The sequence below is a fragment of the Tahibacter aquaticus genome (genome assembly GCF_004363655.1).
Classification (GTDB): Bacteria; Pseudomonadota; Gammaproteobacteria; order Xanthomonadales; family Rhodanobacteraceae; genus Tahibacter; species Tahibacter aquaticus.
Window position 1 is genome coordinate 149,836 of sequence record NZ_SNZH01000015.1, and the last position, 15,375, is coordinate 165,210.

Annotated in this window: 16 protein-coding genes; 9 read left to right on the forward strand and 7 right to left on the reverse strand. The window is 66.3% G+C overall.

Going from position 1 to position 15,375, the window contains the following annotated elements; translation table 11 throughout:
• Nucleotides 1-34 precede the first annotated feature (34 nt).
• The 8 genes from gspH to DFR29_RS21690 all read left to right on the forward strand — a co-directional run bounded on the left by gspH (nt 35) and on the right by DFR29_RS21690 (nt 6,016).
• Nucleotides 35-559, forward strand: coding sequence for a type II secretion system minor pseudopilin GspH (gene gspH, locus DFR29_RS21655; RefSeq protein WP_133820735.1), 525 nt, complete (start codon nt 35-37; stop codon nt 557-559).
• Entirely contained in the window at nt 546-929 is a 384-nt protein-coding gene (gspI, locus tag DFR29_RS21660) for a type II secretion system minor pseudopilin GspI (protein ID WP_166654260.1), read from the forward strand. The genes gspH and gspI overlap by 14 nt, the downstream gene beginning before the upstream one ends.
• Entirely contained in the window at nt 926-1,543 is a 618-nt protein-coding gene (gene gspJ / locus DFR29_RS21665; protein WP_133820737.1) for a type II secretion system minor pseudopilin GspJ, read from the forward strand. Before gspI ends, gspJ begins: the two co-directional genes overlap by 4 nt.
• Nucleotides 1,543-2,478: a type II secretion system minor pseudopilin GspK gene (gspK, locus tag DFR29_RS21670; protein ID WP_133820738.1), complete on the forward strand. Its 936-nt coding sequence runs from the start codon at nt 1,543-1,545 to the stop codon at nt 2,476-2,478. The genes gspJ and gspK overlap by 1 nt, the downstream gene beginning before the upstream one ends.
• 246 nt (nt 2,479-2,724) lie before the next feature.
• The gene (gene gspL, locus DFR29_RS21675) at nt 2,725-3,906 is read left to right on the forward strand and encodes a type II secretion system protein GspL (RefSeq protein ID WP_166654261.1); all 1,182 of its coding nucleotides are present in this window, start codon (nt 2,725-2,727) and stop codon (nt 3,904-3,906) included.
• The gene (gene gspM, locus DFR29_RS21680) at nt 3,903-4,391 is read left to right on the forward strand and encodes a type II secretion system protein GspM (protein ID WP_133820740.1); all 489 of its coding nucleotides are present in this window, start codon (nt 3,903-3,905) and stop codon (nt 4,389-4,391) included. Before gspL ends, gspM begins: the two co-directional genes overlap by 4 nt.
• A 49-nt stretch (nt 4,392-4,440) precedes the next feature.
• On the forward strand, nt 4,441-5,208 hold the full coding sequence (locus DFR29_RS21685; RefSeq protein ID WP_133820741.1) for a type II secretion system protein N: 768 nt from the start codon (nt 4,441-4,443) through the stop codon (nt 5,206-5,208).
• A 28-nt stretch (nt 5,209-5,236) separates the two neighbouring features.
• Nucleotides 5,237-6,016, forward strand: coding sequence for an inositol monophosphatase family protein (locus DFR29_RS21690; protein ID WP_133820782.1), 780 nt, complete (start codon nt 5,237-5,239; stop codon nt 6,014-6,016).
• Nucleotides 6,017-6,128: 112 nt separating this feature from the next.
• Here DFR29_RS21690 and DFR29_RS21695 read toward each other — a convergent pair whose 3' ends face one another.
• The 5 genes from DFR29_RS21695 to DFR29_RS21715 form a co-directional block, all read right to left on the reverse strand.
• Complete coding sequence (locus tag DFR29_RS21695; RefSeq protein WP_133820742.1) at nt 6,129-7,307, reverse strand: hypothetical protein; 1,179 nt, start codon at nt 7,305-7,307, stop codon at nt 6,129-6,131.
• 195 nt (nt 7,308-7,502) lie between these two features.
• Complete coding sequence (locus DFR29_RS21700) at nt 7,503-8,774, reverse strand: serine hydrolase domain-containing protein (protein ID WP_133820743.1); 1,272 nt, start codon at nt 8,772-8,774, stop codon at nt 7,503-7,505.
• 18 nt (nt 8,775-8,792) lie between these two features.
• Nucleotides 8,793-8,996, reverse strand: a complete 204-nt coding sequence (locus DFR29_RS21705) for a helix-turn-helix transcriptional regulator (protein ID WP_341829863.1) — start codon at nt 8,994-8,996, stop codon at nt 8,793-8,795.
• Nucleotides 8,997-9,019: 23 nt separating this feature from the next.
• The gene (locus DFR29_RS21710; protein ID WP_133820745.1) at nt 9,020-9,631 is read right to left on the reverse strand and encodes a DUF2178 domain-containing protein; all 612 of its coding nucleotides are present in this window, start codon (nt 9,629-9,631) and stop codon (nt 9,020-9,022) included.
• Nucleotides 9,632-10,399: 768 nt separating this feature from the next.
• Complete coding sequence (locus DFR29_RS21715; protein WP_133820746.1) at nt 10,400-12,358, reverse strand: reprolysin-like metallopeptidase; 1,959 nt, start codon at nt 12,356-12,358, stop codon at nt 10,400-10,402.
• A gap of 404 nt (nt 12,359-12,762) precedes the next feature.
• Here DFR29_RS21715 and DFR29_RS21720 point away from each other — a divergent pair, with 404 nt between their 5' ends.
• Nucleotides 12,763-13,332 carry a lipocalin family protein gene (locus tag DFR29_RS21720; protein ID WP_133820783.1) on the forward strand — a complete coding sequence of 190 codons (570 nt, stop codon included), beginning with the start codon at nt 12,763-12,765 and terminating at the stop codon, nt 13,330-13,332.
• Between the two features lie 147 nt (nt 13,333-13,479).
• On the opposite strand, the gene rsmA is transcribed toward DFR29_RS21720, so the two are convergent.
• Nucleotides 13,480-14,310: a 16S rRNA (adenine(1518)-N(6)/adenine(1519)-N(6))-dimethyltransferase RsmA gene (gene rsmA / locus DFR29_RS21725; RefSeq protein ID WP_133820784.1), complete on the reverse strand. Its 831-nt coding sequence runs from the start codon at nt 14,308-14,310 to the stop codon at nt 13,480-13,482.
• 8 nt (nt 14,311-14,318) lie between these two features.
• Nucleotides 14,319-15,248 carry a transcriptional regulator GcvA gene (gene gcvA, locus DFR29_RS21730; protein ID WP_133820747.1) on the reverse strand — a complete coding sequence of 310 codons (930 nt, stop codon included), beginning with the start codon at nt 15,246-15,248 and terminating at the stop codon, nt 14,319-14,321.
• Between the last annotated feature and the right edge of the window lie 127 nt (nt 15,249-15,375).

Sequence of the window (15,375 nt, forward strand, 5' to 3'; positions counted from 1 at the left end):
CGCGGCTGCGTCACTGCGTGCGGCGGACAGGGCAATGCTGCCGCCCGGCGGCGCGCGTTGCGCAGGACAGGCTGGCTTTACCTTGATCGAACTGCTCGTCGTCGTGGTGATCGTCGCGGTGATGGCTGCGGTGGTGGCGATGACCCTGGCGGGCGGCGGTGGCGAACGCCAGCTGGAGCGCGAGGCAGAGCGGCTGCAGGCCTTGCTCGGCTATGCCTGCGAACACGCCGAGATCGGCGGCAAGCCGGTTGGCCTGGGCCTGGTCAGTGATGGCTATGTCTTCAGCGAACAGAACGGTGAAACCTGGAAACCGTTCGACCAGGGCGAGCTGCGCGAGCGCCGCTGGCCGGGTGCCTTGCGCGCCGATCTCAGCCGCGACGGCAAGCGCCTGCCGCTGCAGCCGCAGCCGCCGGACAAGCCTCAGGTGATCTGTTTCGCCTCGGGCGAACTGACGCCGTTCCGGCTGGAACTGGGCCTGGCCGATGCAAGCCTGCGCTGGCGCCTGGACGGCCTGCCCGACGGCACGGTGGAGCGGGAGCGGCGCGATGCGGCGTATTGAGCGCGGCCGCGGTTTCACCTTGCTGGAAGTGCTGATTGCGCTGGTCGTGCTGAGCCTGGCACTGACGGCGCTGGTGCACGCCGCCAGCGTCAGCACACGCGATTTCACTGGACTGCGCGAGCGCAGCTACGCCGGCTGGATTGCCGCCAACGTGCTGACCGAATTGCGCCTGAAAGAACGCATGCCGTCGGCCGGCCGCCGCGACGGCCAGCTGCGCTATGCCGGGCGCGAGTGGTTCTGGCGCATGGACATCGAAGCCACCGAGGAAGCGCATGTGCGCCGCATCGACGTACACGTCTTCGCCGATGCCGCGCGCAGCGACCCGGTGGCGCAACTGACCGGCTTCGCCGGCGATACCCTCGCCCAATGACGCCGCTGCACCCGCGTCCGCAGGGCTTCACCCTGGTCGAGGTGCTGGTCGCCACGGCCGTGTTCGCGGTGCTGTCGGCGCTGGCCTGGGGCGGGCTGAATGCCGTGATCCGCGCGCGCAGCGCGCTGGTCGCCGAACAGCAGGATTTCACCCGCACCCTGCGCGCGGTCGGCAGCCTGGAGCGCGACCTGCTCGCGGCGGTGGCACGGCCGGTGCGGGGCAATTACGGTGAACCGCTGCCAGCCTTGCGCGGCGACGGCGATCACCTGGAACTGACCCGGCTTGGCTATGCCAGCAGCCTGGTTGACACGCGCTCGGCGCTGGAGCGCGTGGTCTACGAACAGGACGGCGCCACGCTCAAGCGCGGCCGCTACGCCGTGCTCGACCGCGCCGCCGGCAGCCAGGCCGAGTTTTCCACCGTGCGCGACAGGCTGCGCCGGCTGCAATTTCGCTACCTGGACGAGCGAGGCCAGTGGCTGGATGCCTGGCCGCGCCGCGACGATGCACCCGAAGCGCTGCCGCGGGCGGTGGAATTCCGCCTCGACCTCGACGGTGTCGGCCAGGTCAGCCGCGTGGTCGAACTGCCCGTTGCCGTCAGCAGAGGCAGCGGCTGATGCGCGCGCGGCAACGCGGCGTGGCATTGGTGATTGCGCTGCTGGTGGTCGCGCTGGCCACGGTGCTGATCGCCGGCCTGCTCGATCGTGGCGAGCTGGCCGCGGCACGCACGCGCAACCAGCTGCGCGTGGAACAGGCTGATGCCTATGCGCGCGGGCTTGAGCTATACGCCGCCCGCGTGCTGCAGAAAGATGCCGAGCAGGCCGCCGGCGACAGCAATGGCGACATCTGGGCCATGCCCTTGCCGCCGACGCCGGTGGTGGGCGGCCGTATCAGCGCACAGATGCGCGACATGAACGGCTGCTTCAATCTGAACAACCTGGTCTCCGGCGATGCCAACCAGGGCGAGTGGCGCGAACGCTTCGCGCGCCTGCTGACGGCCTTGCGGCTGGACCCGACACTGACCGACATCGTCGTCGACTGGGCCGACGCCAACGCCGAACCCGGTGGCGGCGGTCATGGCAGCGGCGCTGAAGACGGCGTCTACGCAGCGGCCGTGCCGGCGTATCGCGCGGCCAATCGCGACTTCGTCCATGTTTCCGAACTGCGTCTGGTGCAAGGCATGGGCGGCAGCGTCTACGCCACTCTCGCGCCGCATGTCTGCGCCTTGCCGCGCGGTACCTTGCTCAACCTCAATACCGCCAGCATTCCGGTGCTGCAATCGCTGAGCGCGCGCATCACCGAGGAAATGGCCCGGCGCCTGTGGAAGGAAGGGCGCGCCAGCTGGGGCGCCGTCAGCGACTTCCGCCAGGAACTCATCGCCGCGGGCATACCGCCGCCGCCGACACTGGAACTGGGCCTCAGCACCGAAAGCCGCTATTTCCTCGCCCGTGGCGAGATCGAGCTGGACGGCCTGAAGTTCCACCCCACCAGCCTGATCGAGCGCAGTGCGCGGGGCATCCGCGTGCTGCAGCGCTCGCGCGGCAGCGACTGACCAAACGCCGGGCGCGATGAACCTGCCCCGATGCCCAGCCACGTGGCCTCGGGCGGCAGCCCGCCGTCGAAAGCAAGGCTTCGGCGCCATGGTGGCTGCAGTCAGCCCGGCACAGACGCCACGCAACGGATACGTGATCGCGCCCTGCGCCAGTCTGCGACTCCAGTCACGCCGGGGCGCCGGCTGGCGCGCGGGTGCGGCGTGGGCTACTGCTACAATCCCCCGGTCCTGTCCTGCTCCGGCCGTATGTCGCAACGTCTCCTGATTCGACTGCAAAGCAACGGCCGTCACGCCTGGCTGGTTCCCGGCAGTGCCGCGGCGTCGGCCGTGCAAGGTTTGCCGCCGCCAGAGACCGTGGCCCGCGCCCAGTCCATCGTCGTACTGGTGCCTGGCGCGGAAGTGCTGCTGCTGGAAGCGCCCGCGGTGAGCAAGAACCGCGCTCAGCTGGTCAAGGCCGTGCCTTATGCGCTGGAAGACCAGCTGGCACAGCCAGTGGAAGAGTTGCATTTTGCACTAGCGGATACGCCCGGCGGAGCGATGGTCGGCGTTGCCGCAGTCGCCCACGTCAAGCTCAAGGCCTGGCTGGCCGAACTCGCTGCCGCCGGCATCCGTCCCGACGTGGTGCTGCCCGAATCGCTGGCGTTGGCCACGGGCCAGTTGATCATCGAGCCCGGCAGCGCCCAGCTGCGCCTGGGGCCGTGGCGTGCCGCCACGCTGGAACCCGACCTGCTGGCCGAATGGCTGGAATTCGCCGATGACGGCAGCCTGCCAGAGATCGACGTATTCGATACGCGCCTGCAGCCGCGCCAGCAGCTGCCGCCGAATGCCGTGCGGGCGTATTACGAGCGCCAGGGCGATGCGCTGAACCTGCTGGCCCGCGGCATTCCCGCCGTGCTGCCGCTGAACCTGCTGCAAGGCGAATACGCGCCGCGCCACCGCAGCGCCCCGGCGGCACGCTGGTGGCGCTATGCCGGCATGGCCGCCGTCGCTGCTCTGCTGCTCGCCTTCGCCCAGCTGGTGCTGGAACGCCAGGTATTGGCGGGCGAATCCGAACGCCTGGACGACGCCATGCGTGCCGTGCTGGTGCAGAGTTTTCCCGAAATGGAAAAAGTGGCCGGTGATCCGCCGGCATTGATGCGCAGCGCGCTGTCGCGCCTGGGCGGCGGCGAGTCCAGCGGCGGCCTGCTGCGCACGCTGAGCCAGATCGCGCCCATCCTCGGCTCCACCACGCGGCTGACCACGCGCGGCATCGAATTCCGCAACGGCGTGCTGGAACTGGCCGTCACCGCGCCCGACGTGCCCACGCTGGACTCCCTGCGCGAACGCCTCACCACCGTGCCCGGCCTCAGCGTGGAGCTCACCGCCGCCAACCCCGGCGCCAACGGCGTCGACGGCCGCATGCGCGTCACCAGCGGAGCCAAGCCATGATGCAGGGCTGGTGGAAGCAGCGCGACGCGCGCGAACAGAAAATCCTGCTGGTCGGCGGCGTGCTGGCGGTGGTGCTGCTGGTCTGGGCGCTGGTGTGGTACCCGCTGCAGCGCTCCCGTGCCGAATTGCGCGTGCGTGTGGAAATGCAGCGCATCGACCTGGAACAGATGCGCAGCGACGCCGCCCGCGTCGGCCAGCTGCGCGGCCAGGGCGCGCGCGCCAAGGTCGAGCGCCAGGGCAAATCCCTGCTGGCGCTGGCCGATGCCACTGCGCGCGGTGCCCAGCTGGCGAACGAGATCAAGCGTGTGGAACCGGTCGGCGGCAAAAGCGTGCGTGTCAGCTTCGAAGGCGCCTCGTTCGATGCGGTCAGCGACTGGATGGAAGGGCTGGCGCGGGACTTCGGCGTGGTTGCGACGGATTTTTCCGCCGATCGTGCCGAAGGCAATGGCCGCGTCAATGCGCGCGTTACCCTGGAAGAGCCGTGAGTTTCTGGCTATTTTTAGCTTTCTTGCCAATTAAAAGATCCGCATCCGCATGAAACTGCTGCGCCGTCTGTTTTTCCTGCTGTTGTTCCTGGCCGTGGTCGGCGGCGTGATCGCCTGGACCCTGCCGGCCGATATCGCCCTGCGCTACCTCAAGCCCGACCTCGGGCCGCTGCAGCTGTCGGGTATTTCCGGCACCGTCTGGCAAGGCCGCGCCGCATCGGCATCCGCCTTCGGCACGCCGCTGGGCGCGCTGGAATGGAGCGTGCGCAAGTCGCCGCTGCTGGTACGCGTGATCGACGCCAAGGTCGGCCTCAAGGGCGGTGCACTGACCCTCGACGGCGGCGTGCAGCGCGATCCCGACGGCAGCGTGCTGGTACGCAATCTCGATTTCCGGATGCCGGCCGAACTCGCTGCGCCGGCGCTGGACATTCCTTCGCTCAAGCTGCTGGGCCGCATCGAAGGCCGCATCGACGACGCGCGCCTGGCCGCCGGCTGGGTCAGCGGCGCCCGCGGCACGGCACATTGGCGCGAAGCGGCAGTCAGCGGCGAAGCCGAAGCGCGGCTCGGCGAACTGAGTGCCGAATTCGCCTCGCAGCCCGACGGCAGCATTACCGGCACGGTCAAGGACGATGGCAGCAGCAGCCTGGAAGTGGCGGGCCAGTTCGTCATCCAGACCGGCCAGTTCAGCGCCAGCGCGCGCCTTGCCGCGCGCAACAACGATGCGCAGATGCTCGAAGCGCTGCGCTTCATCGGCGAGCCGCAGCCTGACGGCAGCCGCCTGCTGAAGATCCACGGCCAGCTGTTCAAGCTGTTCTGATGCGCCAACGGGAAGCAATGCCGTGAGCCTGACCGACGCATTCCTCGACCACGCCCTGGGCGTCGCGCGCGACGCTGCGCAGGCCGCGACGGCAGTCATCCGCCACTACTACCGCGAAGGCTTCGCGGTAGAGATCAAGGCCGACCAGACGCCGGTGACCATCGCCGATCGCGAGGCCGAAGCCGCCATCAAGCGCGTGCTGCGCGCCGCGTTTCCCGAGCATGCCTATTACGGCGAGGAAGAAGGCCGCGAAGGCAACAGCGAATTCCTCTGGCTGATCGATCCCATCGACGGCACCAAGAGCTTCGTGCGGCACTATCCCTTCTTCTCCACCCAGATTGCGCTGATGCATCGCGACGAACTGGTGCTTGGCGTTTCCAGCGCCTCCGAATACGGCGAGCTGGCCTGGGCGCGCCGTGGCGGCGGTGCCTGGCTCAACGGCGAACGCATTGCCGTTTCCGCCGCCAGCGATTTCGACGCCCAGACCGCCATTTCCTTCGGCAACGTAAAGACCTTGTCGCGCGACCCGCGCTGGCAGGTGCTGGCGCAGATGATCCAGCGCAGCGGCCGCACGCGCGGCTACGGCGATTTCCTGCACTACCACTTGCTCGCGCGCGGCTGCATCGACCTGCTGATCGAATCGGATGTGAACATTCTGGATTTTGCGCCACTGGCGGTGATCCTGCGCGAAGCCGGTGCCATCGTCACCGACCTGGAAGGGCGGGCGCCGGGCCTGGCCAGCACCAGCGTACTGGCCGGGCCGCCGGCGCTGCATGCGAAGGCACTGGCCGAGTTCGCCGGCGCGTAGATACGACGGCATGGAGATCCGGCCGGCACGGGCGCGCGCATTCGTGCGTGCCATTCGTTGCGGTTCCAGCTGATCGGAGCCGACCTCGGTCGACGTCGTTTCGCCAATCCGTTCAGTTGAATCCATCGGCGAAGATCGCGTCGGTGAAACCGGCGATCAGGTGCGAAACCGCGCCACCGCCGAACTTGCTGGTGCCGAGCAGCACGAGGTGGCCCAAAGGGCTGATCGACAGATATTCCGCGGCGTCGTCGCCGAGGGCGACGGTGTTGAGTGGGCCTTCCCAGGTCGCGCCGGAGTTCACCGCCCCCAGCGAATACGGCATCTGGCCGATCAGGTTGATGCCGCGCGCGGTCGGGCGGCGGTAGACCTTGTACTGATTGCTTCCGGCATGGCTTCGCAGCAGATAGGTGTTGCCGTCGCTCAAGGTGAAGGTTTGCGAAGGCAGTAGCAGGCCGGCGCCGTCAGACCCATCGTAGTCTGCGTGAGGACTCCACTGCGGCAGATCGGTGCTCTCGTCGATCGCGGTGCCGCTGAGCGTGGACAGCACATGCGACGCCATGTAGCTGCGGCTGCTGCCGTACCAGTTGTGCACCAGGGTGAAGATGCGCGTGCCGGCGATGCCGAAACCTTTGCTGGGGTCGCGATAGGAGCTGTTCGGCGCAATCTGGCTGAAGCTCCAGCTGCCGCCGCCATTGGTCGAAATGGCGCAGTAAAGGCGCGATGTTGTTTGTGGTTCCGCACCCGGAATCAGGATCGGTATCGCCACCGGCAGCAGGATGCGTCCGCCGGTCTCTATGGCCTGGCCCATCGAGCGTGCACCGAAGTTGTAGTGCGGAAGCGCTTTCGTGCGGAGCGTGCTTTTGAGCACGAAATCCGTACCGAGGCCGTTGACGCTTTCATACACCGTCAGCTTGAACGGTTTGGCCGGGATGTTCGGCACGCCGCCTTCCAGCAGGTAAAGCAGGATGCGGCCGTTGCTCAGCCGCTGCAGGCGCGACGAAAATTCGCTGGAATAGAAGACATGGAACTGCACTTCGTTCGCTGCGCTGGCATTGGCAACGGTCAGCAGTTGGGTCTCCGAGCTCACTACCGAGAGCATGACCCGGTTGCCGATCAGATACGTCGTCAGGAAATTTCCGTCGGAGCGGCGGACATAACTTCCCTGGCTGTATTGACTTCCGTTGTTGTAGTTTTCGCCGCGAAACTGAACCGGGTTCCGCCAGACAAAGTCTGCCGCCCAGGGGCTTTGACAGGCCAGCAGCATCACGACCATCGCCAACAGAGTGCGCATACAGGGTGCTCCTTGCTGCAGTGGAGGCCCTGGTCATGTCTGGGCCACACCACTGCGGTGTCGCCAGTGGTGCGATCCTCTCAAGCTGCAGAATTGCAATGCGTACAAGTAGCTATTGAAATTATTTCCGCTATGGCATCGGGTGCCGTATGGATATCGCCCGGTTGGCTACGCTGGCGGGCGCATCGATTCCGGCTAGCGCGCCGGCACCGCGCTGAGCTTCACCGGCTCGGCCTGCGCCGGCCTGGGCACCGCCAGAAACAGATCGACGACCGCGTTCGACAGCGCGTTCAAGTCCTTGGTCGTGGACAGCTGCGCATTGGTCAGAATGGAAATGCTCAGGCGTTGCTGCGGATACAGCGCGAAGCGCGAGGTCGCGCCGGTGGCTACGCCGTTATGGCTGACAACATCCGTGCGCTGGCGGCCGCCGAGGATTTCCCGCTGCCGGTGCACGCGCCAGCCCAGCGCATAGTCGTCGCCGTTGTCCTTGCCGTCGGCCAGCGGCTGCGGCGTCCAGAAGCGCTCGCGCGTGGCCGCATCGTAGAGGCGGTTATCGAGAATGCCGTTGCCGAAGCGCACCAGATCGCGCGGCGTCGACAGCAAGCCGCCGGAGGGCCATTTGTTGCTGTTGTCCACGCGAAAGGTGCGCCGGTATCCGTCGCTGGTAACTTCGTAGAAGCCCACGCGGCCGGGCATCTCGCGCAAGGCATCGTCCGCCGCCGTATGTGCCAGCTGCAAGGGCTGGATCACCGCTGCATCGAGATAGGCGAGAAAATCCTGCTGCGCAACCGCTTCGACCACGGCGCCGGCGAGGTTGTAGCCCGGGCTGGTATAGCGGAAATCCCGTCCTGGCCGGTACTCCAGCGGCGCTGCGGCAACCGCCGCCGTCGCCTCGCGCAGCGATGCGAAATGACGCCTGTTGTAATACTCCCAAATGGGAAAACACAGGCAAAGCGAGTAATCGCGGATGCCGGCGCTGTGGCTCATCACCTGGCGCGTGGTGACTGGCCATTCCTTCGGGGCAAACCAGGGCAGGTAGGTCTGCAGCGGTGCGTCCAGATCCACCTTGCCCGCCTGCACCAATATGGCCATGGCGGCCGAGGTGAACGCTTTGGTCGTGCTGCCGATGCGGAACTGCGAATCGAGACTGAGCGGTTTCAGCGTTTCCAGTTCTGCATAGCCGCGGCTATACGCCCATACTTCGCGCCCATCCAGGCCGACGGCAATCGCAATGCCCGGCAAGTGCAGGCGTTGCTGCAGTTGCACCAGCAGCGGCCTGGCCGCGGAAATCGCCTGCGCATAGGCCGGGTCAGCTGCTTCGACCTGCGGCGGTAACGGTGTGGAAGCCGGCGCCTCGCGCCAGCCCCAGTGATAGGCGAAAACCGGTTCGAACAGCTTGAAAGCGAGCAAGGCGAGCGCGCACAGCAGTACGCGCAGCCACCAGCGTGGGCGGCGGGCAGTCGTCATGGCAACCTCGATCAGGGTTCAGGTCAGCGCGACGCTGTCGTCGCGCCAGAAGAACACATCGTCCACCTGTTTACCGAACACGCGCGCCAGGCGAAACGCCAGTTCCAGCGACGGCGCATAGCGTCCGGCTTCCAGCGCGATCACGGTCTGGCGCGTGACGCCGGCGGCTCTGGCCAGGGCCTCCTGCGTCATCTCGCCGTGGTCGAACCGCAATCGCCGCAAATGGTTTCCTATCGGCGATGTCGTCATGCGCTGCTGTCCAGGGTATCGCGCCGGTAGCCCCAGAGTTGCAGTGCATGCCTCACCAGACTGCTGACTACCAGGGTGAGCATCAGCACATTGGCCAGAAACGCATGGCTCATGGCCTGCAGCCGTTGCGGCGGGTTGAAGCCCAGCGTGACCGAAATCACGATGATCAATAGCGCCAGCGTCATGCCGGAAAGCGAGGTTGCCCGCGCGTCGATGGCGCGGTCGCGCTCGTCCTTGACCACTTCGCGCCGATGCAGGATGTACCAGCTCAGCAGCGCGCCGCCGATCAGCGTCCAGGTCATCGCGCCCAGCCGGTTCGACGCTGCGCTATGCATCTGCATCGCCGGTCCTGCCATCAGTAGCGCGGTCAGCATCTGCGCGCCGATAAGGCTGGTGCTGGCCAGGCCGTGCCAGACCTCCTGTTCCGGCTCGCCCGGTTCGTCGCCTTGCACCGCAGCGCGCTGCTGCCAGTGTCGGCGCATATACAACGCGGCGCCGACCATCAGCACCACGCCGACCAGGCCTTCGGAAGTCGGCCAGTCGATCCAGGGGCCGGCGAGTAGCGCGCCCGTGAGGGCGCTGATCAGGATGACCAGGGCGATTTGCATGAGTCGATGACTGCTTCAGGGGACGAAATGTATGGTTTACATTACATTCTGTCCGGCGCAGCAGTCAACGGGCGCTGACGTGGAAGGAATGGTGTGCTGCGTGGACGCCCGACGGTTGTGGCAAACCGATCGCCAATGGCGTCCTCGCGCAGAGGCTGTTGCCGGGCACTCTGGCCGGGTCGCCGCTGCTGACGCCGTGAGGCGCGTCCAGGCCCTGCTTGCAGTGGAGCTGTCCGGGGACGCGCCACCCATCAAAGGTCCGCGGCACCAGCGACGCTGCCTGCAGCCGTGGGCACGGCTACCTGCGCTGGTATCGTCAAGCAACTTAATTCAAAAAAGCACGACAGACATTTTAGATAGTGCGGCGTGGTGCGCGGTCCGGCAAGCCGGGCCGCGCAGGCGCTGCGGTTGCGGGCAGCCGGTATACCAGTTTTCGTACGAGGCGTAGTCGTCGCCGGGACAGAACACCGACACTTCCGATCAGAGGGGACGTCATGCAGACAATCAAGACGTGAATGGGCGAGCACCAGGATTACTATCCTGTGCATGGAACTGTTTGTCGCACAAATGCAATTTATTACTTGTTTCTAGCGTGCCGGCGGCGTTGAGTCGTGGCCGAAGTCCAGCAACAGCTTCACCTTTCTTCGCCAGGGCGTACTCGTACTTTGGCCGCGTGGTCTTCGGTGAAGACCGGCGATACCCAGGGTCGGCGGGGCGTTGCCTGCAGGAAACCCGCGCCGGCAAATCCGGCGCGGGCTGGCATCTGCTTCAGTTGATGCTGAAGTTCACATTGGAAACATCGAAGAAAATGTTGTTGCGGCATTTCACCCGCACGCGAGCCTGGCTGCTGGCGGTGTTCGGCACCGTCACGCTGCGGCTGCCGCTGTTGGCAACGTTGCTGGCCAGTGTCGTGGCGAAGGTATTGCCGCCGTCGGTCGACAGCGCGATGTCCACGGCCGCGCAGGAGATCGGCGCGGCCGTCGTGCCGCCGACATTCCAGGTCACGGTGGCGCTGGCATTGCGCGTCCATGTCAGTGCGGTGTTCGGCGCGGTCACGGCAAACGGTGCGGCGGTCGCGACGACGCGGATCGCCGGCAGATCGGCGCTGACACTGGCGCCGCCGCCGGCATGGTTGTCGCGCACGGTGACGCGGAACTTCAGCGCCGTGCGATTGACCTGCGGCAGGATTTCGCCCTTGGCCGTCGTATTCGCCAGCAGGTTGGACAGGCGCGGAAAGGTGCGCGTGCCGCTGCTGGACGGATTGAACGAACGCGCGATGGGGCTGCTGCCGTTGTCCACATTCACCGCCGTGGCGGCACCGAGATCGTATTCCTCCCAGGTATAGCTCAGCGCATCGCCGTCGGCATCCGTGGCGCTGGCCGTCAGCTCGAACGGTGTCTTGGCCGGGATCACATAGGCGGTGTTGAGCGGCGCGATCACCGGCGCCGTGTTCGGCGCTGTGCTGCTGGTGCCGCAGGTAGTGGCGGCCAGCCGTGCGCCGATTTCGTCGAGGCTGCGCGCATGGAAATACGCGTCGGAATTCGGCTGCAGATCGTCGCTGCCGCAGATGCCGGCATAGGCCATGATGGTCGCGCCGCTGCCGGTTTCGTACGCCGACGACGCGGAGCGGTTGCCGCCGCCGCAGGAGCCCGTCGACGAATTGAAGGTGTGGTTGCCGCCGAACTGGTGGCCCATCTCGTGCGCCACGTAGTCGATATAGAACGGATCGCCTACCGGGTTGCTCTGGCCGGTCACGCCGCGAGCCTTGCTGCCGCTGCTGCAGATCACGCCCAGGCCGGCCACGCCGCCGCCGCCGGTGCTGAACACATGGCCGATGTCGTAGTTGGCCGAGCCGATGCGGCTGGTCAGATTGGTCTGGTTTTGCCCCAGCATGGTGGGGCCGTTGCCGTTGCTGTACGGATCGGTGGAGGCGTTGGTGTAGACGATGAGGTTGTTGTTCGGCACCAGGGTCATGCGCACGTTGAAATCACGCTCATAAATCTGGTTGACGCGATTCAGCGCGGTGGTGATTGCCGCAAGGCCAGCGGAAACCGTGCCGCCGAAGACGGCCGTGTATTCGCCCGTCGCGGCGATGGCGACGCGCAGCGTGCGGCGCTGGCTGCCGGTGACGGTATCGATTGCAGGGCCGGCCTTGAGCGCCGGCAACCCATCGTCGTGGCGATGTTCGCCCTCGACACTGCACTGGAAGCCGCGGCTGCCCAGTGCCTCGCGGCGCAGGCTGCGGTAGGCATGCACGCCGGTATCGAAGCCGAGCTTGGACGCGCTGGCCGCATTGGCTTCCAGATCCTGCGGCTGCACCAGCCAGATGCCGCCGTCATGGGCGAACACCATGGCCTGGAAACCGATCGGCGAAATATCGATACGCACCTGATTGCCGTCGGCGTCGATGCCCTTGAGGCTGCGGATCTCGGGATACTTGGCGGCAAGTTCCGCCGGCAGGGTGCCGGAATCTTCCAGCACGAACTCGGCGAAGCCGCCTTCCGGCAGCGGCAGCGCCAGGCTGGCGCCGCGGGTGCTTTCCAGATCGACGAAACGGCGCAGGGCGCCGACATCGAGTGCAATGCTGCGGCCGGCGGCGGCATCGGCCTTGGCGGCGGCCGGTGCATCGATATCCGACCAGAACGAGGTATCGGCGGCGAAAACGACAGACGGCGCGGCCAGCGACAGCAGGGCGCCAATAACAGCAGCGAGACGTTGGATTTGCATGGACTCATCCTCCCGGGATTGTGTGTTGGCCTGTACGGGCCTGAAGCCGGCGCCCCCCGGCGCCGGAAACGCAACACTAGCGCCGGGCAAATGCCAGCGAATGAGAACTGCTAGGCGGTCGCTGAACGTTCTGCCGCATATGCAAATTCGTTGCAGTATGGAAAAGGAGACGATGTTCCCGGATGGCGGAGCGGGCAGGAGGTCGGCGGCGCCTACGGCAGATGTTGCGGTGCCGCAGGGGCCGGGATACGGCCATCACCGGGCGAGCACACCGCGCGATTCACACTGCCGCACAAGGGCCAGCAATCGCGTACCGGACCGGCGCATGCGGGATGTACACATTCAACGGCGAGGAAAACGGCATGGACAAGGGCGAGCCACCGGTATCGATCCGCTTCAAGGCGATGAGCGCACTTGCCAGCGTCTTCGCCGCGGCCGTATTGCTGTTTTTTTCTGGTTGCGCCCATCGTCCGGCAGCGCCGCTGCATGCGGTCGAGAAGGTCGATCTGGCGCGCTTCATGGGCGATTGGTACGTGATCGCACACATACCCAGCCGTCCCGAGCGCAACGCGCACAACGCCATCGAAAGCTATGTGCTGGCGCAGGATGGCCGTATCGAAACCACCTTCCGCTACCGCAACACGCCCGATGGCCCGCTCAAGACCATGCATCCCGTTGGCCGTGTGGAACCCGGCAGCGACAATGCCGTCTGGAGCATGCAGTTCGTCTGGCCGATCCGTGCCGAATACGTGATTGCCTATCTGGACGCGGACTACCGCTACACCATCGTCGGCCGCAGCAAGCGCGACTACGTGTGGATCATGGCGCGGGCGCCGGAAATTTCCGACGAGAAGTACGCCGAGCTGCGCCAGCGCGTGCAGGACATGGGCTATGCGCTGGACGGGTTGCGGCGCGTGCCGCAGGCATGGCCCGAGCGGGCTGCGTGGGATGGCGCGGGCGATCGCGGCGGCTGATTGGCGTGCTTGCGTTGACGGGAATCATGACGAGTGTGGCCGGTCTGCCTGCAGCGGCAGCGGCCGGCGCCTACCGTTGGTGTCCCGGCCAGCCGCTGCACTGCGGCCGCTGTACGAGCAACGACGGCGCCTGGGGCAGAGTGAGCCTCAGCCCGCCGTCTCGGCCGCAATCACCTCCGCAATATTCACAAATTCCATCGGCGACAACTGCTCGGCGCGTTCCTTCGGGTCGATTCCCGCTGCGCGGATCTGGTCTGCCGTCGCAATACCGCCCAAGGCATTCGACAAGGTCTTGCGCCGCTGCCCGAACGCATGCCGTACCACGGTGGCGACCAGTTTGGGATCGGCGTCGTGGCGCTGTTCCGGTGTCAATGGAATCAGGCGCACCACGGCGGAATCGACTTTCGGCGGCGGGTTGAATGCACCCGGCGGCACATGAAACAGCGGCTGTACCGTGCACCCCAGCTGCAGCATCACGCTGAGACGGCCGTAGACCTTGCTGCCGGGCGGGGCGGCCATGCGGTCGACCACTTCTTTCTGCAGCATGAAATGCATGTCGATGATGGCGGCGCTGTGGTCGATGCAATGGAACAGGATCGGACTGGAAATGTTGTAGGGCAGGTTGCCGACCAGGCGCAGCGGCTGTTCTTTCGCCAGCGCGGTGAAATCGACGGTGAGTACGTCGGCATTGATGACGTCGAGCGTGCCGTGCGCTGCGGCAGCGGCCTGGATGCGCGGAATCAGATCGCGGTCGAGTTCGATCACGGTCATGCTGCCGTGTTCGCGCAGCAGGGGCAGGGTGATCGCGCCTTCGCCGGGGCCGATCTCGACCAGGCGCTGGCCGGGCTTGGGTGCCACGGCCTGGACGATGCGGCGGATGATGCCGGGATCGTGCAGGAAGTGCTGGCCAAATTGCTTTTTGTGTACATGTTTACCCTGCGGCTCGCCGCTGGGTGCTACATAGCTTTGCGTGGGCAGATAGCGCTTCAAACGGGAGCCTCGGGCGGCGGCGCAAGCGGCGAGGAATGGTTGAGTTCCTCGATCAGCCAGGTGCGGAATTGCTGCACGGATGGCTTTTGCGCATGGGTTTCGGGACAGACCAGATAGTACGCGTAGAAGGCTGGTATGCGCAGGGCGAAGGGGGCGATCAGTTCGCCTGCGGCGATACGGCCGCCGGCCAGGGAACTGCGCGCCAGCACCACGCCCTGGCCTTGCGCGGCGGCGCGCAGGGCGAGTTCGGTGTCGTCGTAAATGGCGCCGCGGCGCGGTTCGGTGGTGTCCACACCAGCGGCGGCGAACCAGCGCACCCAGTCGTTCAGGCGGGTCTGCTGCTTGATGCGCACCAGCGGCAGTTCCAGCAACTGTGAGGGATGCTTGAGCTTGCGCCGGGTCAGTTTGGGGCTGTAGACGGGGAACAGCTCGTCGTCGAGCAGTTTTTCGCAGCGCAGGCCGGGCCAGGGCCCGTTGCCCCAGCGGATGGCCACGTCGACGCCGTCGTTGCGGAAATCGGCGAGGTTGATCGAGCTTTGCAGGTTGAATTCGATGTCCGGGTGGCGCGCGAGGAAACTGCCGAGGCGGCCGACCAGCCACGCCGCGGCGAAGGAGGGCAGCACGCTCAGGGTGAGCACGTTGCCGGCGGCACGTTCGCGCACGCGGCTCACGGTGGCGGCAAGCTGGTCCAGCGATTCGCGCACGCCCAGGGCGAGCTGCTGGCCCGCTTCGGTCAGCCAGGTTTTCTTGCCGCTGCGTTCGAACAGCTTGAGGCCGAGCTCGTCTTCCAGCGCCTTTACCTGCAGGCTGACGGCGCCATGGGTGAGGTGCAGTTCCTGCGCGGCGCGGGTCCAGTTCAAATGCCGCGCAGCGCATTCGAAGATGCGCAGGGTGCGGAGGGCGGGCAGGTGCTGCCAGGCGCGCATCGGTGAGTCCGGCTAACAGTCGGGCGCAGAAACTATCGATTTTTTGCCGCGCTGTCGAGGCTTACTCTTGGCAGTCATTGGCGTCAGGCACCGCGTTGCGGGTCACGCCAAACGACGAGGAAGCTGC

Excerpts from the sequence above, each read along its gene's own strand:
- DFR29_RS21695 (WP_133820742.1), bottom strand. The coding sequence starts at position 7,307 with ATGCGCACTCTGTTGGCGATGGTCGTGATGCTGCTGGCCTGTCAAAGC.
- DFR29_RS21720 (WP_133820783.1), top strand. The coding sequence starts at position 12,763 with ATGAGCGCACTTGCCAGCGTCTTCGCCGCGGCCGTATTGCTGTTTTTT.
- gspJ (WP_133820737.1), top strand. The coding sequence starts at position 926 with ATGACGCCGCTGCACCCGCGTCCGCAGGGCTTCACCCTGGTCGAGGTG.
- gspI (WP_166654260.1), top strand. The coding sequence starts at position 546 with ATGCGGCGTATTGAGCGCGGCCGCGGTTTCACCTTGCTGGAAGTGCTG.
- gspK (WP_133820738.1), top strand. The coding sequence starts at position 1,543 with ATGCGCGCGCGGCAACGCGGCGTGGCATTGGTGATTGCGCTGCTGGTG.
- gspM (WP_133820740.1), top strand. The coding sequence starts at position 3,903 with ATGATGCAGGGCTGGTGGAAGCAGCGCGACGCGCGCGAACAGAAAATC.
- DFR29_RS21700 (WP_133820743.1), bottom strand. The coding sequence starts at position 8,774 with ATGACGACTGCCCGCCGCCCACGCTGGTGGCTGCGCGTACTGCTGTGC.
- DFR29_RS21715 (WP_133820746.1), bottom strand. The coding sequence starts at position 12,358 with ATGCAAATCCAACGTCTCGCTGCTGTTATTGGCGCCCTGCTGTCGCTG.
- DFR29_RS21685 (WP_133820741.1), top strand. The coding sequence starts at position 4,441 with ATGAAACTGCTGCGCCGTCTGTTTTTCCTGCTGTTGTTCCTGGCCGTG.
- gcvA (WP_133820747.1), bottom strand. The coding sequence starts at position 15,248 with ATGCGCGCCTGGCAGCACCTGCCCGCCCTCCGCACCCTGCGCATCTTC.
- gspL (WP_166654261.1), top strand. The coding sequence starts at position 2,725 with ATGTCGCAACGTCTCCTGATTCGACTGCAAAGCAACGGCCGTCACGCC.
- gspH (WP_133820735.1), top strand. The coding sequence starts at position 35 with ATGCTGCCGCCCGGCGGCGCGCGTTGCGCAGGACAGGCTGGCTTTACC.
- DFR29_RS21710 (WP_133820745.1), bottom strand. The coding sequence starts at position 9,631 with ATGCAAATCGCCCTGGTCATCCTGATCAGCGCCCTCACGGGCGCGCTA.